The following is a 21,133-nucleotide window of genomic DNA, read 5'->3' as shown; positions in this document are numbered from 1 at the left end:
GAGGCCATTTGGATAATGCAACTCTCCCGCAACCGGTCCTGATCGACCGGACGGATGCGGTTCTGACGTTTACGCTCAACCACGCGGAAGCGGGCAACGAAGTCACCGCGCCGATGTTCGACGCGATGATCGCCGCCCTGCGCGCCGAGGCGGTCATGCCGACTGCCCGCGTCCTGCGCATCCGCGCGAGGGGCAAGGTGTTCTGCACCGGCCGCGAGCGCGCCGGCCACGACGCGGCGTCGATCCATCAGGAAGTCGCGCGGCTGATCGAATTGAAGCGCCTCGTGCGCGCCACCTCGCTGATCACGATTGCCGAAGTGCATGGCAACGCTTTCGGCTTTGGCCTCGGCCTCGCCATCCTGTGCGATTTCACGCTGGTCGCGAGCAACGCGGGCCTCGCGTTCCCGGAGATGCGAAAGGGCCTGCCGCCCGCCGCGATCATGGCGTACCTCGGCCGCTACGCACTGCCCAAGCACGTTTTCCCGATGGTGCTGTTCGGTGACGAATTCACACCCGAAGCCGCCCTGGCCGCGGGGCTCGTCAGCCGCGTGATTGCGCCCGAGCGCTTGCCGGCAGAAGCGGATGCGCTCACCGAACGTATCCTCGCGCTCGACGAAACCGGCACCCGCCAGTGCAAGAGTTTCTTCCAGTTCGCCGAGGAGAGTCCGCTCGAACACAACTTCCGCTGCGCCACCGAAACGCTGACGGTCACCGCGCTTCGTCTGCAGGGCAAGTGAACCATTAAGTTCTACTAAATCGACAGACCATCACAGGTTTGCAGGAGACGCAAATGAGTGTGAACGCAGGGGCACGGCTCGATCGCTTGCCCATGTCCGGGTTTCATCGGCGCATCATGTGGCTGATCGGCATCGGCATGTTTTTCGACGGCTTCGATATTTACGTGGCGTCGACGGTGCTCGGCGCCACGCTGAAAAGCGGCTTCTCGACGCTCGGACAAAACGCGCTGTTCGTGTCGCTGACCTTTCTCGGCATGATGCTCGGCTCATTGGCGACGGGTTTTCTAGGCGACCGTTATGGCCGGCGCTTCACTTATCAGACCAACCTGATGCTGTTCGGCGTGGCGTCGCTCGGCGCCGCGCTCGCGCCGAACATGGCCGTGCTGATTGCCTGCCGCTTCGTGATGGGTCTCGGTCTCGGCGCGGAGAACGTGGTGGGTTATTCGACGCTTACGGAATTCGCACCGCCTGCGTCGCGCGGCAAGCTGCAAGGTCTGATGGCGGTGTTCGTGGTGTCGGGATTGCCGGTCGCGGGGCTGATCGGCCTGTTGCTGATTCCGGTGCTGGGCTGGCGTGGCATGTTCGTGCTGGGCGGCCTGGGTGCGATCGGCGTCTGGTATGCGCGTAAGTCGTTGCCCGAGTCGCCGCGCTGGCTGGAGTCCGCTGGACATGATAAGGAAGCCGAAACAATTCTCTCGGCCATCGAGGGCGAGGTGCGCGCCGAGCACGGCAACGCGCCGTTGCCCACGCCGGCGGTCAAGCCGCTGATCGCACCGTCGCGCGAGCTTGGCTCGCTGTTTGCGGGAGCCATGCTGCCGCGGATGATCGTCGGCTGCGTCACGCTGATTGTGATCAACACGCTGCTGTACGGTTTTGTCACCTGGCTGCCGACTTTCTTCGTGCACCAAGGCTTCAGCATTGCCAAGTCGTTCGGCTTTGCGCTCGTGATGTCGTTCGGTGCGCCGCTCGGTTCCGGATTCGGCGCGCTGACCGCCGATCGCCTGGGCCGCAAGACCACCATCATTGGCGCGTCGTTGCTGGCCATCGTGTTCGGCTCGATCTATCCGTTCGTCAGCAACGAAGTGCTGTTGCCCATCGTCGGATTGCTGCTGGTGATTCCTATCTATGTGCTGGTCGCGCTGCTGTTCGCCATCTACGTGCCGGAACTCTTCCCGACCGAAGTGCGGCTGCGCGCGTCCGGCATCTGCAACACCCTCGGCCGTGGCGCGACTATCGTCACGCCGTTCATCGTGGTTGCGCTATTTGGGCACTATGGGGTGATCGGCGTACTGGCCTTGATGATCGGCCTGCTGGCCATTCAGATCGTGGTGGTGGCGGCGCTCGGCGTGGAATCGACCGGCCAGCGCCTCGAAGATATTCAGCCGACGGACGCGAGCGTGCGCCGCGAGGTCGGAACCGATGCGCGGGTGTCCCCGCTTAAGTAAATAGGGAGAATGTGAATGGATGCAGTGAACCAGCAATATCTGAACGCGAAACTGTTCATTGACGGCAAGTTCGTCGATGCGGCTTCCAGCAAGACCATGGACATCATCAACCCGGCCAACGGTGCGGTGATCGGGCAACTTGCAGCGGCGGCGGCCGACGACGTCGATCGCGCGGTGCAGGGCGCGCACGCGGCTTTCGAGAGCGGCGTATGGCGCGACATGCCGATCCAGCAGCGCGCCCGCGTGCTGAACCGTTTCGCCGATCTGTTCGAGGCGGATCTGGAGAGCTTCTACAAGCTCGAAACGCTCAACAACGGCCGGCCGCTCACGGAAACGCGCGCGCAGATTTCGCGTCTGCCGCAGTTCTACCGCTATTTCGCCGCGCTCGCGCTGACGCGCCGCAGCGACGTGATCCCCATCGAAGGGCCGTACCTCTGCTACACCCAGCGCGTGCCGCTCGGCGTGTGTGCACTGATGACGTCGTTCAACCATCCGTTGATGATTCTGTCGAAGAGTCTCGCGCCGGCGCTCGCGACCGGCAATAGCGTGGTCATCAAGGCGTCCGAGCAGACGCCGCTCACCACCGTGCGGCTCGTCGAACTGCTGCAGCAGGCGGGTGTGCCCGACGGCGTGGTCAACGTCATCAACGGCGAGGGCAAGGAAGCGGGCGCGGCGCTCGCGCGTCATCCGCTGATCGCCAAGGTCGTGTTCACCGGCGGCACGGAAGTGGGGCGCTCCATCGGCGAAGCGGCCGCGCAGACTTTCGCGCTGACGACGCTCGAACTGGGCGGCAAGGGCGCGGTGATCCTGTTCGACGACATGGACCTCGAACGCGCCGTGAATGGCGCCGCGTTTGCGGCCTTTATCGGCGCGGGTCAGACCTGCGTGTGCGGCGCGCGCATTCTGGTGCAGGAATCGATCTATCCGGCCTTCCTCGAAAAATTCAAGGCGAAGGTCGCGGCGATTCGTGTCGGCGATCCGGCTGACGTGCGCACCCAACTCGGGCCGGTGATTTCCGCGCGCTCGCGCGCCCGCATCCTCGCCATGCTCGAACGGGGCATTACGCAAGGCGCGAAGGTGCTGAGCGGCGGCGGTATTCCGGAGCATCTGCGCGACGAAGGCTTTTACCTCGAACCCACTGCGTTCTACGACGTCGACCCGAAGTCCGAACTCGGCCAGGACGAAGTGTTCGGACCGGTCACGGTCATCATGCCGTTCAAGGACGAAGCGGACGCGCTGCGCATCGCCAACGACACGCAGTTCGGCCTCGCCGCCTCGGTATGGACCCAGGATGTGGCGCGCGCCCATCGCGTGGCGGGCAAGCTCATCTTCGGCATGGTGTGGATCAACGATCATCACCGTCTCGACCCGGCTTCGCCGTGGGGCGGCTTCAAGAACAGCGGTGTCGGTCGCGAGACCGGTATTGAATCGTTCGATCAGTTCAGTGAACCGCGTGCCGTGACGGTGAATACCAGCGGCACCACGGTCGACTGGTACGCCGACGACGGTCAACTGAAGCGGCTCAACTAAAGCCGACTAAAGTTGCCTTCAGCAAACTGAAGAAAAAACTGAAGCGGCCTGACTGAGGCGCGGCCCGGCAACACGCGGCCGCGCCTTAGTCGTAAACGTTTTTTTCGTGAAACTTCGGGACAGGGGCGATTTCCTTACCTAGACTGGTTACGGTCATTTAAGGAGGGATCCACCATGTCCAAGGTAGCGACGACCGAGGCGGCCACGGCCGTCATCGAGACTTCCCGGTCCGGTTACGAATTGCTTGCCACTCCGTTGCTGAACAAAGGCACTGCGTTCACCGAGTCGGAGCGCGATGCGTTCGATCTGCACGGCCTCTTGCCGCCCACGATCGGCACGCTGGAGGAACAGGTGTCGCGCCGTCTGCAGGCGCTGCGCAGCTTCGCGACGGACCTCGAACGCTACGCCTTTTTGCGCGATCTGCAGGATACCAACGAGACGCTGTTCTTTTCGCTGCTGGTACAGAATCTCGAAGAATTGTTGCCCATCGTTTATACACCGACGGTGGGCGCCGGCTGCCAGCAGTTCAGCCGCCTGTTTCGCAAGCCGCGCGGCCTGTTTTTGAGCCTGCCGCACAAGAAGCGCATTGCCTCCATCCTGGCGCATCCTTCGTTCGACAAGGTCGAAGCCATCGTCGTGACGGACGGCGAGCGTATCCTCGGTCTCGGCGACCAGGGCGCGGGCGGTATGGGCATCCCGATCGGCAAGCTGGCGCTCTATACCGGTTGCGGCGGGCTGCATCCCGCGACCACGCTGCCTATCCTGCTGGATGTCGGCACCGACAATCCCGATTGTCTGAACGATCCGCTGTATATCGGCTGGCGTCATGAACGCGTGCGTGGCGAAGAGTACGACGATTTCATCGAAACCTTCGTGAGCGCGGTGGCGAAGCGCTGGCCGCACGTGTTGCTGCAGTGGGAAGATTTCGCCAAGAACAACGCCACGCGCATGCTCGAAAAGTATCGCGACCGTCTATGCACATTCAACGACGACGTGCAGGGCACCGCCGCCGTGGCGACCGGCACGCTGCTGTCGGCCATCAACGTGACGGGCGTGCCGCTTACGGAGCAGCGCATTGCCGTGATGGGCGCGGGTTCGGCCGGGTGCGGCATTGCGAGCCTGATCCGCAAGGCGATGACCGATGCGGGGCTGTCCGATAGCGAGGCAGGCAAGCGCTTTTTCATGGTCGACCGCGACGGCCTGCTGGTGGAGGGCATGGACGGCATCGCTTCGTTTCAGCAGCCGTTCCTGCAGGACAAGGCGGCGCTCGCTAACTGGAAGCTCGATCACCCGGACCGGGTCGCGCTGCTCGACGTCGTGCGCAATGCGAAACCGACGGTGCTGATCGGCGTGTCGGGCCAGGCCGGCGCCTTCTCCGAACCGGTGGTACGAGCGATGGCCGAGCACAACGCGCGGCCGGTGATCTTCCCGCTTTCCAATCCGACGTCTCGTGCGGAAGCGACGCCTGGCGATCTGGAAGCCTGGAGCGAGGGCCGGGCGGTGATCGGCACGGGGAGTCCGTTCCCGGCGCTCGAGCGCAAGGGCGCGAAGTTCAAGGTCGATCAGACCAATAACTCATACATTTTCCCGGGCGTAGGTCTCGGCGCGATCGCAGTCAAGGCGAGCCGCGTCACCGACCAGATGTTCATGGCCGCCGCGAAGGCGCTTGCCGCGGCCTCGCCCGCGCGCAGCGATCCCGGCAAGAACCTGCTGCCGCCGGTCACCTCGTTGCGCGATGTGTCGATCACGGTGGCTCTCGCGGTCGCGCTGCAGGCACACAAGGAAGGCCTGACCCAGGGAGTGAGCACGGACCAGATAGAAGGCCTGATTCGCAGCAAGGTCTGGACGCCGCACTACGTGCCCTATCAGCGGGTTAAGAGCGGCAGCGCGTGATCTGGTTTAGCATGGCCGGCGCGTGCATCAATGCGCGGGTTGATCCACGGATCGATCCGCGCATTGATGCCGGCAGCAGGCTCGACGGTTGATCAATGAGCCGATCCATAAAAAGAACCGGAGTTTTTCAGTGCTCAACACCATCCTCAACGGGCTGTTGCCGGTCGCGTTCGTCATCATGCTCGGCTGGTTCTCGGGCCGCATCGGCCTGCTGAAGCACGACGATGCCGGCGTGCTGGCTACCCTGGTGATCCGTTTCGCGCTGCCCTTTGCGCTGTTCGAAGGGGCGGTGAAGACCTCGCCGGACAAGCTGCATAACCTGGGCTTTGCGGCGTGCCTGACGCTCGGCTTGATGGGGACCTACCTGCTCGCGCTCGCGCTCGGCCGCTTCGTGTTCCGGCACGATCTGCGCACCGCCACCATGCAGGCGCTGGTGTGCGCGTTTCCGGATATGGCGTACTTCGGTGCGCCCATTCTTGCCTCGGTATTCGGCCCTGAGGGATTTCTCGCCGTGCTGGTCGGCAATCTCATCACCAGTATCTTCATGCTGCCGTTGACCATTGTGCTGACGAATCTCGGCGGCACAGGCGAGGCGGGCGGCGAGAAGCCGGACATCCTGCGGATTTTCGGGCAGAGCGTGGCGCGCGCGGTGATCAATCCGATTGTCTGGCTGCCGATCTCCGGCATGGTGCTTAGCTTTGCGCACGTCACGCTGCCCGAGCCGGTGCTGACGTCCGTGGATCTGATCGCCAAGGCCGCGGGCGGCACCTCGCTGTTCGCGCTCGGACTCATGCTGTACGGCGAACGTTTCATGATCAACGCGAACGTGTTGACCAATCTGGCGATCAAGAACTTCTTCCAGCCGGGACTCATGGCGGTGGGCGCGGTTCTGTTCGGTGTGGTGGGCGCGCCTGCACACCAGGCCGTGATTACCGGCGCGGTGCCGACGGCCACCGCGGCCGCCATGTTCGCGCTCAAATCGAGGACCTACACGGCCGACGCGACCGCCACCATTTTGATCAGCACGATTTGGGCGTGATTACCGAAGGACTCCTGATTGCCTATTTTTTCTAGCTGATTTTATTGAGGGGGCGGCCATTAACTCCGGCGCGGCTTCCTCAGCACGATGGTTTCGAATAGCTCGTAGTTCGCGGTGGGCGTCTGATCCGCGCCGGGCGCGTGATAGTAGTTCATCGTGATGGTCGTGTGAGCGCCGGGCTGGCCCGGATCGTGGTCGAACACGGCGATGCCATAACCGGTGCCGGTATCGCGTTTCGCCGACCAGATCGCGTCTTCCAGTGCATCGGCAGGATTCCGAACGAATGTGTTCGCTGCACTGCCGGGTATCGGCCGATTCGGTTTGGTGAATACTTTGGCCTGCGGCAAGCCGTCGGCCTCGTCCTCGCCGTAGACGTCGAGTGGCGCATTCGTGCCGCCGCCGCCGAGGATCAGATGGATGGTGCCGTGGCGGGTATCGAAGGTGGTGCTGTCGGGGTCCGCCGCCAACACCGGACGCGGTTGCAGCGTATCCACGGCGGCGCCCGTCGTCGCATCCTTGCCCGCGTTGTGGTTGCAGCCGCGCACCGGATGGCTGCGCTCGTAGTCGTGATCGTGCCCGCAGACGACCAGGTCGACGCCGTAGCGGTCGAAAAGCGGCAGCCACGCCTCGCGAATCCCCTTGTCCGATCCGTTGCCGGTCTTCGACGACGTCAGCGCGTCCTGGTGCATCTGCACCACGATCCAGTCGATCTCATGATCTTCCGACGCGCGCCGCAAGGTCTGTTCGAGCCAGCGCGTTTGCAGGCCGTGACTGTAGCCGCGCACATAGAACGACGTACCCGGTTCGATCGGCGCATGGCCGGTGCTGGCGACTGGCACGAGCGGATTCGGCCCAGCTACGAAGGCTGCGGCGTCCTGGTAGATGACGTCGTCGGAGTCGAGCGAAATGAACAGGATCGAACTCACGCGAAAGCTATACCACTGACCGGAAAAGTGCGTGCCGTTTTCCGGCAGCGTGTAGCGCGTGAGATACGAAGCGAGACCTTGCGGTCCATTGTTGAATTCGATTTCGTGGTTGCCCGGACACGGCATCCACGGACGGTTCGCCGCCGAGTTCTGCACGTTGTTGCCGAAATCACGCCACACGTCGGGCTGATGCGCCGGGTTCAGATTGGCGTAGCACAGGTCGCCGTTCAACAGATGAAACAGCGGCTCGAAGCGCTCGACGGCCTGCACGGCAAAGCGGCTTTGCGGATACGAGAGCGCCCACTCGGTGTTGGGCGTGGCGAGATCGCCATAGGTGGTCCAGCGAAACGGCGCGCGGCCGCGCGGTGCGGTCTGGAAGCTGGCGGTGAAGGGTTGCGCGGCGTTGCTGTCGTTGTCGGCCGTGACCGTGTACTGATAGGTGTTGGCCGGTTGCAGGCCGTGCAGTCGTGCGTGATAGGTGAACACGGTGGCGCCGTTGAGGCCATCGGTATAGATGCGTTGCACGCCGTGCACGGTCCGCGCCTGCTCGCCTGCATTGCCGAACTGCACACGCGGATTGACAGCAGAGGCGAGCGAAGCCCATGAGATCACCACCTCACTGGTGGGATCGTTACCCCATGTCATGTGGATCTGTTCGGGCCTGCCGTCCGGGCTGCGGGTGGCTGCCTGGCTCGTGGCCGCGAGACTGCCGGCGGCGCCCGCCAGGCCCGACACGCCGGCGAGCTTCAGGAAACCGCGCCGCGAGACGGCGGCAAGAACCTCGGCGGGGCGGGAGCCTGACGCGGGCGTGTTCCTGTTCGACATGGCGGGGTTCCTGGCCGGAAGGTGGAGTAACGGGCGCGGCCACGCGTCACGCGCGCAGCCGCGCACATATTATTCGCACAACTGTCTTTCCGTACTGTGACAGGCGCCTGGGTCTGGCAATCTCGCCGCAACCAGACGGTCATCACAGCGCAACCGCGTGACACCGCGCGCCCCGGCCCGCAGTGCCATGCTGTCCAGATCCGACCCACCGGTGTTTAGTTGGCGTTGGCCTGCTTGCTGCCGAAGGTCACCGTGATGGACGGCGCATATTGCGGCACCGTGATCGTGGCGTTTTCATCGTCGTCACCGCTGCCGCCTGCTGCGAAGTGGAACTCAGGACGCGGAATTTCTGTCTTCGATGCCTTGATCGTCGCCGTGACCGCGTCATAGCCGGCCTTCTCGCACTTGATCTGCAGGTCCGAATCCGAGCGGCGTACTTCAATGCTGTCGGGTGCCGTCACCGACCAGTCGCCCTTGGAATTGGTCAACACGCATTTGGCATCGGCAACCGGGCCGTTGCTGTCGACGGCGGCGATCGCGAGCGTTTCGCGGTCTTTCTTTGCGCCACCGTTGTTCGCATTCGAGCCGCCCGTGACCATGACGGCGTTGGCGGATTGCAAGGGTGACAAAGAATTCGCGGCATTGCCGGCGAATGCGTGGATCGACGTCAGCGAGAGTGTCGCGGCAATAATAACTGTCAGCTTGTTGTTAATTTTGATTCTCCTTTGGCTTACACAACGACGGAATGGAGTCGTTGCCCCGTTGCTGCTTTGCAGCGGCAAGGCAGGACTCTATCACGCCGTTTTGTGCCTGAAATCAGGTACCCAACAGAGAATGTTGCTTTGATGCGCATTGGCTGAAAACGCAGCCTTATGATGGAATTTCGCGCCTGCCGCTTCAACTCTGCAGCATGCGCGAAGAGGATGCTCAAACGCCGGTGCGTACCCCGACGCGATACTGCGTGACTTGCCGATATTCCTCACCGGGCCGCAGAATGACCTGCGCGGGGTTGGCCATGTTGATCTGGTTTGGAAAACCTCCCGCCTCGAGACAAAGGCCGGCGTATTTCGAATAAGTGTGGCCGCCACGGCCTTTTTCGCCTTCGAGATGGTTTCCCGTGTAGAACTGCAGGCCCCATTGATCGGTGCGCACGCTCAGTTCGCGCCCGCTGCCGGGCTCGTAGACACGCGCCACTTCGCGCACCGGCTGCGGGCGTGACGCGGCCGCTGCGGCTGCTGCGAGTTCCGGCAGTACGTAGCAGTGATCGAAGCCGCTTGCGAGTGCAAGCTGCGCATTCGGCCAGTCCAGACGCGCGCCGAGCGGGGCGCTCTGCCGGAAGTCGAACGCATTGCCGGCAACCTCCGCGCGCCGGGTGGGAATCATGCCGGCGTCGACTTCGAAATAGGCTTCGGCGTCGATCGACACCACGTGGCCGCGCACGTCGCCCGTCGCCTCCCCGCTGAGATTGAAGTAGGCGTGGCTCGTGAGATTGAGCGGCGTCGGTGCATCGGTGATGGCTTCGTATGCGATGGTCAGGGCGCCGTCGTCATCGAGCGTGTAGCGGACCTGCACGGTTACGTGGCCTGGAAAACCCGCATCGCCTTCAGGCGACTCCAGACGCAGCACGAGCGAGCCGTTGTCTTCTTCCGCCTCCCAGGGCAACCGGTTGAAACCGGCACTGCCGCCATGCAGCAGATTGTCGCCTTCGTTGCGATCGAGCGTGTACTCGATGCCGTCGAGCGTGAAGCGCGCCCCGGCGATGCGATTCGCCCAGCGTCCGATCAGGCCGCCCATATAGGTGGTGGACGCGAGGTATTCGGCCGGCGTGTCGTGGCCAAGCAGAATGTCGCCGAGCCGGCCGGCGCGATCCGGCGCATGCCACGACACCAGCGTGGCGCCGAGATCGCTGATGCTGACCTTCATGCCATGCGCGTTGCGCAACGTGAAAAGCTGGACCGGATCGCCACCGGGGGCGGCGCCCCAGGGCTCGGAAGAAAATTGCGCGTGACTGATCATATCGGCAGGAGAGTAAAGGATTCCCAAAGCGCATCGAGGATACGCCGGATTTGAGTCGTGCCGGTATCCGGCTAGCCGGACGCGGTCGTGGGCCGGGTGCGTTCCTGAAATTCGCGCGGCGTGCAGCCGAGCTCGCGGCGAAACACTGCATACATGTACTGCAAGGACGTGAAGCCGCAGCGGATGGCGACTTCCGCGCTCGACGCGTCGCGTTTGATGAGCAGCGCCTTCGCGGCATCGAGCTTGTGACGCAGGATCTCCTGATGCACCGTACATTGCAACTCGCGCCGAAAATATTCCTCCAGCGATGAGCGCGACACGCCGACGTAATCCGCCACCTGTTCGGTGCGGATGCCCTGGCAGGCGTACTGGCGAATGAAGTGGCGGGCACGCATCACATAGGGGCTGGCAAGCGGCTGGTGGCGCGTCGATTCGAGCACGTTGATGCCGACCGGCGGCACGCGAATGCGCCGCCCCGGAAAACGCGCCCCGTGCAGCATCTGATGCAGCAGGTGGGCAGCGGTGCGGCCCATTTCTTCGGTACCCTGAATAACCGAGGAGATCGGGATGCGCGTAAGGGTGCGCGTCAACGGATCGTTGTCGATGCCGATGATCGAGACCTGCTCGGGCACCGCAATGCCGGCGATCAGACAGGCTTGCAGCAGATGCCGCGCCCGCGCATCGGTGACGGCGATGATGCCGACCGGTTTGGGCAGCTTTTCGAGCCAGCCGGTGAGTTGCTCGGTGGCCTGGTTCCATGCGGGCGCGCTGGTCGACAGGCCACGATAAATTTCGGCGTCGATCTCCTCGGCGCTGCGGCCTTCGGCGGCGCGCAAAGCGGCGAAGGCCTGCTCGCGTTGCTGGGCCCAGCGGTTCTCGGGCGCCTGCGGCAGGCTATACAGCGCGAAGTGCGGTAAACCCGCACCGATCAGATGCGTGTACGCGAGCGACACCAGCTTGGCGTTATCGGTGGCGATATACGGCAGATCGGCCGGGTAGTGCGCTTCGTCCTCGTATGACGAACCCACCGCCACCACCGGCAGCTTGCAGCCGCGCAAGGCTTCGCTGACGGCCGGATCGTCGAAGTCCGCGATGATGCCGTCGCCGTCGAAACGTTCGATGCCCGTCAGGCGGCAGCGAAAATCTTCTTCGAGAAACAGGTCCCATGCAACACGGGTGGAAAGCAGGTAATTGCCGATGCCGGCGATGATCTCGCGGTCGTACACCTTGTTCGCGTTGAACAGCAGGGCGATCCGATGCGGCGTCTGCGGTGTCTGGGGTCGGGTCATGACGGTGGATGGCACGCGAGCTTCTTCAAGCCGGCGGGCCACTGTCTCCATTGTCGACCGGAGTGAGCGCTTTAGCGCTTCCTCCGGTTCCGTGCAACGTAGTTGCGAAGGGTGCTGTCGTCGCACCGGTTTTTTAAGCGTCCGGTTATTTTAGGCCGGGATTGCGCCGCGTGCTCGCTTCACAAGCCCCAAGCGGTGAGAAACATTAGCCAGGCTGTGCAATTTCGCAATTGCGGGCACAGGGCGCGCGCTGGCAGCATGGCGTCACCTTGTCGTACCCGGCGCCACGCCGCCCGGGTTGCATTGCAACATAAAACGGAGACACGTATGGCCTACTTCGAACACATCCCCAAGATCGGCTACGAAGGTCCGCAATCGGACAACCCACTGGCCTTTCATCATTACGACCGCAGCAAGCGCGTGCTGGGCAAGACGCTCGAAGAGCATCTGCGCATCGCCGTATGCTACTGGCATACCTTCGTGTGGCCGGGCGTCGACATCTTCGGGCAGGGCACGTTCCACCGTCCGTGGCAGCAGCCGGGCGACGCGATGGAACGCGCACATCAGAAGGCCGACGAGGCATTCGCGTTTTTCTCAAAGCTCGGGACACCTTACTATACGTTCCACGACACCGACGTCGCGCCCGAAGGCGACAGCCTGAAGTCGTACAGCGAGAACTTCGCCCGCATCAGCGACTATCTGGCGCGCAAGCAGCAGGACAGCGGCGTCAAGCTGCTGTGGGGCACGGCGAACCTGTTTTCGCATCCGCGTTATGCAGGCGGCGCCGCAACGAGTCCCGATCCTGAAGTGTTCGCCTTCGCCGCGACGCAGGTTCAGCATGCCCTCGATGCGACTCATCGTCTGGGCGGCGAGAACTACGTGCTGTGGGGCGGCCGCGAAGGCTACGACACGCTGCTCAATACCGACCTTGGCCGTGAGCGCGAACAGTTCGCGCGCTTTCTCAACATGGTGGTCGAGCACAAGCACAAGATCGGTTTCAAGGGCGCGCTGCTGATCGAGCCGAAGCCGCAGGAGCCGACCAAGCATCAATACGATTACGACGTCGCCGCCGTGCACGGTTTTCTTACGCAATACGGCTTGCAGAACGAGATCCGCGTCAACATCGAAGCCAATCATGCGACGCTCGCGGGACACTCGTTCCATCACGAGATTGCCACGGCGTTTGCGCTTGGTATCTTCGGCAGTGTCGACGCCAATCGCGGCGATCCGCAAAACGGCTGGGACACCGACCAGTTCCCGAATAGCGTCGAGGAACTGACGCTCGCGCTCTACGAAATCATCAGGCACGGCGGCTTCACGACCGGCGGCATGAACTTCGACTCGAAGGTGCGCCGTCAGAGCGTCGACGCGGAAGACCTGTTCTACGGCCATATCGGCGCAATCGATAACCTCGCGCTGGCTGTCGAACGCGCTGCGGTGCTGATCGAAAACGACCGGCTCGAACAGTTCAAGCGTCAGCGTTACGCCGGCTGGGAGACGGAATTCGGCCGCAAGATTCTCGCGGGCGGATTTTCGCTTTCGACGCTGGCCGGCGACGCGCTGGGCCGCGGCCTGAATCCGCAGCACGCGAGCGGCCAGCAGGAACGGCTCGAAAGCGTGGTGAACCAGGCCATCTACGGTCTGCGCTAAGCCATGCCGGGCGGAACGCCTGGCCGGTGCCGGTCAGCGCCGGGCAGGCGTGGAAGGAAGTGAGTACGACTGGCCAGTTTCGCAATCGCAGACAATTCCCGGCGATTGCAGACGGGCGAGCGAAGCGCGCACAAGCGCAGAACGAGGATGGAGACATGTTCATCGGTATCGACCTCGGCACGTCGGGCGTCAAAGCGGTGCTACTCGACCGCGACGGCCGCGTGCGTTTCACGGCCACGCATGCGCTCACGGTTAGCCGGCCGCAACCGCGCTGGTCGGAACAGGCGCCGCAAGACTGGTGGCGCGCCACCAAAGCAGCCATCGCCGATCTGCTGGGCGAAGCCCGCGCGGCCGGCATTGGCGCGACGCAGATCGAAGCACTCGGCCTGACCGGCCAGATGCACGGCGCGACCCTGCTCGACGCGCGGGGCGAAGTCTTGCGACCGGCGATCCTGTGGAACGACGGCCGCTCGGATGTGGAGTGCCGCGAACTGGAAGCGGCGGTGCCGCAGTTGCGCGAGATCGCGGGCAACATGGCCATGCCGGGCTTCACCGCGCCCAAGCTGTTATGGGTGCGCAAGCATGAGCCGGAAATCTTCGCACGCATCGCGCATGTGCTGCTGCCGAAGGATTATTTGCGTTATCTGCTGACGGGCGATTTCGCCACCGACCCATCGGACGCCGCCGGCACGCTCTGGCTCGACGTGGCGCAGCGCGATTACAGCGCGACCTTGCTGGAGGCGTGCGGTTTGTCGCGCGAGCAGATGCCGCGCGTGTTCGAAGGCAATCGCGTCACGGGCACACTCAAAGCCGAACTCGCGCGCGAGTGGGGCCTCGGCGAAATTCCGGTGGTGGCGGGCGGCGGTGACAACGCGGCGGGCGCGGTGGGCGTGGGCATCGTCAAGCCGAAGCAGGCGATGCTCTCGCTTGGCACCTCGGGTGTTTATTTCGCCGTCTCGGACGGTTTTCTTGCCAATCCCGCCTCGGCCGTGCACAGCTTTTGTCATGCGCTGCCGGACACCTGGCATCTGATGTCGGTGATGCTCAATGCCGCCGGTTGCCTCGATTTCACAGCACAACTAACGGGTTACGCGGATGTCGCCGCGCTGCTCGCCGATGCGCAAGCCGAAGCGCGCGATCGCCGGCCGTGGTTCCTGCCGTATCTGTCGGGCGAGCGCACGCCGCACAACAACGTCAACGCGAAGGGCGTGTTTTACGGCCTGACGCCGCAAACCGATCGCGCCGACATGGCCAACGCCACGCTCGAAGGCGTGGGCTTCTGCCTGCTCGACGGCATGGATGCACTGCACGCGGCCGGCCTCGTGCCCGATGAGATTTCCGTGATCGGCGGCGGCTCGCGCAGCGCCTACTGGACCCAGATGCTGGCGGACATCGCCGGGCGTCCACTGACCTTGCGCGCCGGCGGCGAAGTCGGCCCGGCGCTGGGCGCGGCACGGCTTGCGCATCTGGCGCTGGAACCGAATGCGCCGCTCGACGCAATCTGTCCCACGCCGGAGATCCTCGCTGTGCGTGAGCCCGATATGGCGCGCCACGCGTGGTACGGCAATGAACGGCGTCCCACGTTTCAGGCGCTGTATCGCGCGCTCGAACCGGTGTTTGCCGGGCACGCCTAGTGTCGTCGTCAGAGTAATCGCATCGCGCGGCTGTTCTGGCCGCGCTGCAACAGGGGTAGTCCAGGGTTGTCAATCAGTCGACCGCGCGCGTCGCCGCGCCGGCCGCTCATCCGGCATTGCCGGCTATAACAGAAGAGGAGTGAGACATGAAATTCGCAACGCGTCGTTCCGTCCTGAGTTCGCTCGTGTGTGGAGCGGTGCTCGCCAGCCTGTCGCTCGCCGCGCCGCTTGCGCACGCGAGCAAGGATCATCCGGAAATCGGTTTCTGTATCGACGATCTGCGCGTCGAGCGCTGGTCGCGCGATCGCGACTATTTTGTCGCCGCCGCGGAAAAACTCGGTGCCAAGGTGTCCGTGCAATCGGCCGATGCCAGCGAAGAGCGGCAGATTTCGCAGATCGAAAACCTGATCTCGCGCGGGGTCGACGTCATCGTGATCGTGCCGTTCAATTCGAAGACGCTCGGCAACGTGGTGGCCGAAGCGCACAAGGCGGGCATCAAGGTCGTCTCGTATGACCGCCTGATTCTGGATGCCGATGTCGACGCCTACATCTCGTTCGACAACGAAAAGGTCGGCGAACTGCAGGCGCAAGGCGTCTATAACGTGCAGCCGAAGGGCAACTACTTCCTGCTCGGCGGCGCGCCGACCGACAACAACGCGAAGATGCTGCGCGCGGGCCAGCTCAAGGTGCTGCAGCCGGCCATCGACAAGGGCGACATCAAGGTGGTCGGCCAGCAATGGGTGCCGGAGTGGAGCGCTTCCACGGCCCTGCGCATCATGGAAGACGCGTTGACGGCGAACAACAACAGGATCGATGCGGTGGTGGCCTCGAACGACGGCACCGCGGGCGGCGCAATTCAGGCGCTGGCGGCGCAGCATATGGCCGGCAAGGTACCCATCTCGGGTCAGGACGCCGACCTCGCTGCCGTCAAGCGCGTGGTGGCCGGTACACAGACCATGACGGTCTACAAGCCGCTCAAGCTGATCGCGGGCGAAGCGGCCAAGCTCGCCGTGCAACTGGCGAAGGGCGAGAAGCCGGGCTTTAACGCGCAGTACGACAACGGCAAGAAGAAGGTCGACACCGTCCTGCTGCAACCGACGCTGCTGACCAAAAGCAACGTGGACGTCGTCGTGAAAGACGGTTTTTACACCCAGGCTCAGCTCGCCAGCCAATAAGCGGAAGTTTTGCGCGGTGGCAGGCTGTTGCGTGGTGTGGGCAGCCGCGCCGCCGCGTTCCTTGCAGCGAGGCAAAAGCGAATGACGCAACCTTTACTGGCGATGCATGACATCGTCAAGGCGTTTTCCGGTGTGAAGGCGCTCGACGGCATCGACCTCTCGGTGTCGCCCGGCGAGTGCGTCGGCTTGTGCGGCGAGAACGGCGCCGGCAAATCGACGCTGATGAAAGTGCTGTCCGGCGTCTATCCATACGGCACGTGGGACGGCGAGATCCTTTGGGAAGGCGCGCCGCTGAGGGCGGCCAACGTGCGCGACACGGAGCGTGCCGGTATCGTCATCATCCACCAGGAGTTGATGCTGGTGCCGGAGTTGTCGGTGGCCGAAAACATTTTTCTCGGCAACGAAATCACCCAGCCCGGCGGTCGCATGAACTACGCCGCGATGTTCCAGCGCGCCGACGAACTGCTGCGCGAACTCGGCATCGAGGGTATCAACGTCGCGCAGCCGGTGATGAACTATGGCGGCGGCCATCAGCAACTGATCGAGATTGCCAAGGCGCTCAACAAGCGCGCGAAGCTGCTGATTCTCGACGAGCCGTCGTCCTCGCTCACCAGTTCGGAGACGCAGATTCTGCTCAACATCGTGCGCGATCTGAAGCGGCGCGGGGTGGCGTGCGTGTACATCTCGCACAAGCTCGACGAGGTCGAAGCGGTTTGCGACACGATTACCGTGATCCGCGATGGACGGCATGTCGCCACCGAACCGATGCACGCGCTGACCACCGACCGCATCATCTCCCTGATGGTGGGCCGCGAGATCACCAATCTGTTTCCGCGCGAGCCGCGTCCGCTGGGCGAGGTGATCTTCGAAGCGCGTCACGTGACCTGTTTCGACGTCACCAACCCGCGCCGCAAGCGGGTCGACGATGTCTCATTCAGCTTGAGACGCGGTGAAATTCTCGGCGTCGCGGGACTCGTGGGCGCAGGGCGCACGGAGTTGATGCAGGCGATCTTCGGCGCGTATGCGGGCGTGTGCGAGGCGACGGTGCTGCTCGAAGGCCGGCCGTTGAAGATTCGCGCCCCGGCCGATGCGATTCGCGCCGGCATCGGCATGGTGCCGGAGGATCGCAAGCGTCACGGCATCGTGCCGCATCTGAGTGTCGGCCACAACATCACGCTGTCGGTGTTGCAACGCTTTGCCAAAGGCGCGCGCATCGACTCCGCGGCCGAACTCGACACCATCAACACCGAGATGAAACGGCTCTCGGTGCGCGCGGCGCATCCGATGCTATCGATCGCGAGTCTGTCCGGCGGCAATCAGCAAAAGGCGGTGCTGACGCGCATGCTGCTGACCGACCCGAAGGTGCTGATCCTCGACGAACCCACGCGTGGGGTCGATGTCGGCGCCAAATACGAAATCTACAAACTGATCGTGCAGCTCGCGCAGCGCGGCATGTCGATCGTGATGGTGTCGTCGGAAATGCCCGAGGTGCTCGGCATCAGCGATCGCGTGCTGGTGATCGGCGAGGGCGAATTGCGCGGCGACTTCATCAACGAGGGCCTCACTCAGGAAGACATCCTGACGGCCGCCATCCGCCCGGCCCAACGAGCCACGAACCTAACCGGAGCGAGCGCAGCATGACTCCCGACGTCACTTCCCCCAATCCGAAAGATGCCGCGCCGCGCGGCTCGTTCGGCGGCACGCAACGCCTGCAGCAACTGTTCGCGCGCTACAAGATTCTCGCGCTGCTGATCGCGGTCGCGGTCATCTGGACATTCTTTTCGTTTCTCACCGACGGCGCCTTCATTACGCCGCGCAATCTGTCGAACCTGCTGCGGCAGATGTCGGTCACCGGCATGCTGGCGTGCGGCATGGTGTTCGTCATCATCGCGGGCGAAATCGATCTGTCGGTCGGCTCGCTGCTGGGCTTGCTCGGCGGCGTGGCGGCGATACTCGACGTCAACCGTCACTGGCCGATCGGCGTCACCGTGCCGGTCGTGATGGTGCTCGGCGTGCTGGTAGGCGTGTTCAACGGCTGGTGGTCGACCTACCGGCGCGTGCCGTCGTTTATCGTCGGGCTCGGCGGCATGCTGGCGTATCGCGGCATTCTGCTCGGCGTGACGGGCGGTTCGACCATCGCACCGGTGTCCGACAGTTTTGTCTTTCTCGGCCAGGGATATTTGCCGCGCTACGCCGGCGATACGCTCGCCGTGGTGCTGTTCGTGTTGCTGGCGCTGCTGACCGTGCGGCAGCGGCGTAACCGGCAACGCTATCAACTCAACGTGGTGCCGGTCTGGCAGGACGTGGCGAAAATCGTCGGCGCGGGCGTGATTCTGTTCGGCTTCGTGGCGACGCTCGACCGTTACGGCGGCATTCCGGTGCCGGTGCTGTTGCTGCTCGCCTTGCTCGGCATCTTCACGTGGATCGCCACGCAGACCGTGTTCGGCCGGCGCATTTACGCGGTCGGTTCGAACCTCGAAGCGACGCGCCTCTCGGGCGTCAACACGAACCGCGTCAAGCTGGCGATTTTCGCGCTGATGGGCCTGATGTGCGCGTTCGGCGGCATTGTCAACACGGCGCGGCTGGCGGCCGGTTCGCCATCGTCCGGATCGTTGGGCGAGCTTGATGCGATCGCGGCGTGCTTTATCGGCGGCACGTCGATGCGCGGCGGTTCGGGCACGGTCTACGGCGCATTGATCGGCGCGCTGGTGATGGCCAGTCTCGACAACGGCATGTCGATGCTCGACGTGGACGCGTACTGGCAGATGATCGTCAAAGGCAGCATCCTGGTGCTGGCGGTATGGATCGACGTGGTGTCGGGGTCGAACCGGCGCTGAGATTGTGTGGGTGGCCGGCCTTGCATACGGTCGAATTTGCAAGGCCGCCTGTAAGGCTAACGTTAGCTCGGGGTGCCGTTGGGACAAACAGTCATTGCAAGCCTGCGCGGCCTGATTTAACGTTGAGCCGGCCACCCATTTCCCCGCCGCGTCATGTTCGTTCCCACCGATGCCCCGTCGCCGTTCCAGTTGCGCAAAGCCAGCATGGACGACTTCGCGTTCGCCGAAGCGCTGACGCGCGGCAACATGGAGGGCTACTATCGCCGGCACCATCTGGTCTGGCGCAGCGATCTGTTTCTCGGCAGCTGGCGCGAGTCGGAGAATTACATCCTCGAAATCGACGGCAACGCGGCGGGCGTGCTGCGTCTTACGGAAGAGGGCGATTCGCTGCACATTCGCGACGTGCAGATTGCCGATGGTTATCGGCGGCGCGGCGCCGGCACCTATCTGCTCGACACATCGCATCGATGGGCGCGTGAGCGTGGTTTGCGCGAACTGCAATTGCGCGTGTTTGTCGATAATCCGGCGGCGCGGCTGTATCTGCGCATGGGTTACAAGCTCGCCGGGCCGCGCCTCGCGCAGCTCGGTGCGATCCGGCATCTGGCGCGGCGCGTTTAAGCCGCGAGGTCTTCACCTTCACGACGTTCCGGCCCGCGTTCGATAAAGGCGCGCGGGCTCTTGCCGAAGGCCCGCCGGAACATGGCCGAAAACGCGCTCTGGCTTTGATAGCCCAACTCCAGTGCGACGTGCGCCAGTGGCCGTCCCTGGCTCAGCAACGGAATGGCGCGTGCCAGCAGCGCCTGCTGACGCCATTGCGAAAAACTCACACCCAGTTCCTGGCGAAACAGACGGGCGATGGTCCGCGTGCTGGCGCCGACACTCGCGGCCCACTGTTCGAGCGAATCCGTATTGGCGGGGTCCGCGATCACGGCTTCGCACAGCGCCCGCAGGCGCTTCTCGTTGGGCATCGGCACCGACAGGGGCAGCGGCTCCGAACGGGTCAGTTCATCGAGTGCGAGCGACCCGAGCAGCTGTTCGCGGGCAGCGGAGAGACCAGCCGTGTCGAGGGCGGCGATCACCTCGCGCAACAGGTTCGACACTTCGACCACCCGGGGCGCATCGAGCCCCTGCGGTACGGCGTTTTCGTCGATATACAGCGTGCGCAGAAACGCTTCCTCGACGATCACCACCTCGTGCGTCACGTGCGGCGGCACCCAGATGGCGCGCGAAGGCGGCACCATCCACGTGGTGCCGAGCGTGCCGACGCGCAGCACGCCGCGCGAGGCGTAGGCCACCTGCGCCCATGCGTGCGTGTGCCGGGCAATCCGCACGCCGGGCGGCATGGGGCGGGAGCGCACGCGGATCGGATGCGTGCCGGTGGGCGCGAACTCCGGCGGCAGGTCTGAGAATTCGACCTGCGTGAAAGGCGCGATGGGCGCATCAGGCGCTTCGTGCCCGACGGGCGCGAGGGGTACGGCAGGGGCGGACCGGTTCATGATGTGAACACCTGGCGGAACCTTGAACGGGGCGGGGGTTCCCATTGTAGGACGTTGAGTTGCGCACCACCGGAACCCGTCGTGCGCGGCGGTTTTTTTGCACATCGTTTGCCACGATGACGCCGGGCATAATGCGTCCGTGCCAGCCATATTCATGAGACGGAGAGGACCCTATCCGATGCAGAAGGTTTTCATCTACGGCACCCTGCGGGCCGGCGAGATCAACGATATCAGCGAAGCCGCCGCGCGCCACCAGATCGCGCCGCCGACCCTGCTGGGCCAGGCCACCATGCGCGGCCGTCTGTTCGATTTCGGCCGCTATCCGGGCCTCGTGCCCGACGAGGCGGGGCCGCTGGTCCACGGTGACGTCTATGAAATCGATCCGGCACTCGTTGCCGTGCTCGATGAGATCGAGGAGGTCTATCCTGGCGTCGAGGGGCTGTTCGTGGCCCGCGAGGTGACGGTCGAGGTGGACGGCCGCGCCATGGTTTGCCGCTTCTATCCGGTGACGAAAAGCGCGGTGAGGGGACTGCCCGAGATCCGTTCGGGCGACTGGGTCGCCTACCGCCGCCTGCATGCGCGATAGCGTGCCGGATAGACCCAGGCGGACACGTAAGCCAGATGCCGCGCGCGGCCATAAA

At 63.9% G+C, this 21,133-nt stretch carries 17 protein-coding genes; 12 read left to right on the top strand and 5 right to left on the bottom strand.

Going from position 1 to position 21,133, the window contains the following annotated elements; translation table 11 throughout:
• Positions 1–8 precede the first annotated feature (8 nt).
• The 5 genes from FQ755_RS32725 to FQ755_RS32705 all read left to right on the top strand — a co-directional run bounded on the left by FQ755_RS32725 (position 9) and on the right by FQ755_RS32705 (position 6,644).
• Complete coding sequence (locus FQ755_RS32725; protein WP_144161153.1) at positions 9–737, top strand: enoyl-CoA hydratase/isomerase family protein; 729 nt, start codon at positions 9–11, stop codon at positions 735–737.
• A 53-nt stretch (positions 738–790) separates the two neighbouring features.
• Positions 791–2,182 (top strand): MFS transporter, encoded by a 1,392-nt coding sequence (locus tag FQ755_RS32720; protein ID WP_144161150.1) that lies wholly within the window; start codon positions 791–793, stop codon positions 2,180–2,182.
• Positions 2,183–2,197: 15 nt separating this feature from the next.
• Positions 2,198–3,712: an aldehyde dehydrogenase gene (locus FQ755_RS32715; protein WP_144161148.1), complete on the top strand. Its 1,515-nt coding sequence runs from the start codon at positions 2,198–2,200 to the stop codon at positions 3,710–3,712.
• A 174-nt stretch (positions 3,713–3,886) separates the two neighbouring features.
• Positions 3,887–5,605: an NAD-dependent malic enzyme gene (locus FQ755_RS32710; protein ID WP_144161145.1), complete on the top strand. Its 1,719-nt coding sequence runs from the start codon at positions 3,887–3,889 to the stop codon at positions 5,603–5,605.
• A gap of 130 nt (positions 5,606–5,735) precedes the next feature.
• On the top strand, positions 5,736–6,644 hold the full coding sequence (locus tag FQ755_RS32705) for an AEC family transporter (RefSeq protein WP_260858985.1): 909 nt from the start codon (positions 5,736–5,738) through the stop codon (positions 6,642–6,644).
• A gap of 59 nt (positions 6,645–6,703) precedes the next feature.
• Here FQ755_RS32705 and FQ755_RS32700 read toward each other — a convergent pair whose 3' ends face one another.
• The 4 genes from FQ755_RS32700 to FQ755_RS32685 form a co-directional block, all read right to left on the bottom strand.
• Positions 6,704–8,395 carry a purple acid phosphatase family protein gene (locus FQ755_RS32700; protein ID WP_144161142.1) on the bottom strand — a complete coding sequence of 564 codons (1,692 nt, stop codon included), beginning with the start codon at positions 8,393–8,395 and terminating at the stop codon, positions 6,704–6,706.
• 215 nt (positions 8,396–8,610) lie between these two features.
• The gene (locus FQ755_RS32695) at positions 8,611–9,177 is read right to left on the bottom strand and encodes a hypothetical protein (RefSeq protein WP_144161138.1); all 567 of its coding nucleotides are present in this window, start codon (positions 9,175–9,177) and stop codon (positions 8,611–8,613) included.
• A gap of 145 nt (positions 9,178–9,322) precedes the next feature.
• A complete protein-coding gene (locus tag FQ755_RS32690) occupies positions 9,323–10,411 on the bottom strand; it encodes an aldose epimerase family protein (protein ID WP_144161473.1) in 1,089 nt (362 codons plus the stop codon).
• A gap of 71 nt (positions 10,412–10,482) precedes the next feature.
• On the bottom strand, positions 10,483–11,700 hold the full coding sequence (locus FQ755_RS32685; RefSeq protein ID WP_144161134.1) for a XylR family transcriptional regulator: 1,218 nt from the start codon (positions 11,698–11,700) through the stop codon (positions 10,483–10,485).
• A 327-nt stretch (positions 11,701–12,027) separates the two neighbouring features.
• Between FQ755_RS32685 and xylA the strand changes: the two genes are divergently transcribed.
• The 6 genes from xylA (at position 12,028) to FQ755_RS32655 (ending at position 19,614) form a co-directional block, all read left to right on the top strand.
• Positions 12,028–13,350 (top strand): xylose isomerase, encoded by a 1,323-nt coding sequence (gene xylA / locus FQ755_RS32680; protein WP_144161131.1) that lies wholly within the window; start codon positions 12,028–12,030, stop codon positions 13,348–13,350.
• A 155-nt stretch (positions 13,351–13,505) separates the two neighbouring features.
• Complete coding sequence (gene xylB / locus FQ755_RS32675) at positions 13,506–14,984, top strand: xylulokinase (protein WP_144161128.1); 1,479 nt, start codon at positions 13,506–13,508, stop codon at positions 14,982–14,984.
• 146 nt (positions 14,985–15,130) lie between these two features.
• A complete protein-coding gene (gene xylF, locus FQ755_RS32670; RefSeq protein ID WP_144161125.1) occupies positions 15,131–16,159 on the top strand; it encodes a D-xylose ABC transporter substrate-binding protein in 1,029 nt (342 codons plus the stop codon).
• A gap of 81 nt (positions 16,160–16,240) precedes the next feature.
• On the top strand, positions 16,241–17,800 hold the full coding sequence (gene xylG / locus FQ755_RS32665) for a D-xylose ABC transporter ATP-binding protein (RefSeq protein WP_144161122.1): 1,560 nt from the start codon (positions 16,241–16,243) through the stop codon (positions 17,798–17,800).
• Positions 17,797–18,996: a sugar ABC transporter permease gene (locus tag FQ755_RS32660; protein WP_144161119.1), complete on the top strand. Its 1,200-nt coding sequence runs from the start codon at positions 17,797–17,799 to the stop codon at positions 18,994–18,996. The genes xylG and FQ755_RS32660 overlap by 4 nt, the downstream gene beginning before the upstream one ends.
• Before the next feature lie 153 nt (positions 18,997–19,149).
• A complete protein-coding gene (locus FQ755_RS32655) occupies positions 19,150–19,614 on the top strand; it encodes a GNAT family N-acetyltransferase (protein ID WP_144161116.1) in 465 nt (154 codons plus the stop codon).
• Here FQ755_RS32655 and FQ755_RS32650 read toward each other — a convergent pair.
• Positions 19,611–20,492 carry an AraC family transcriptional regulator gene (locus FQ755_RS32650; protein ID WP_144161113.1) on the bottom strand — a complete coding sequence of 294 codons (882 nt, stop codon included), beginning with the start codon at positions 20,490–20,492 and terminating at the stop codon, positions 19,611–19,613. The genes FQ755_RS32655 and FQ755_RS32650 overlap by 4 nt on opposite strands.
• Positions 20,493–20,670: 178 nt before the next feature.
• On the opposite strand from FQ755_RS32650, the gene FQ755_RS32645 reads away from it, so the two are divergent.
• A complete protein-coding gene (locus tag FQ755_RS32645) occupies positions 20,671–21,078 on the top strand; it encodes a gamma-glutamylcyclotransferase (protein WP_144161110.1) in 408 nt (135 codons plus the stop codon).
• The last annotated feature ends 55 nt before the right edge of the window (positions 21,079–21,133 follow it).

Origin of the sequence: Paraburkholderia sp. BCC1885 (genome assembly GCF_900996235.1) — a bacterium.
Lineage (GTDB): Bacteria > Pseudomonadota > Gammaproteobacteria > Burkholderiales > Burkholderiaceae > Paraburkholderia.
The sequence above is the reverse complement of the archived record's forward strand: the minus strand, read 5'-3'. Positions and strand labels throughout refer to the sequence as shown.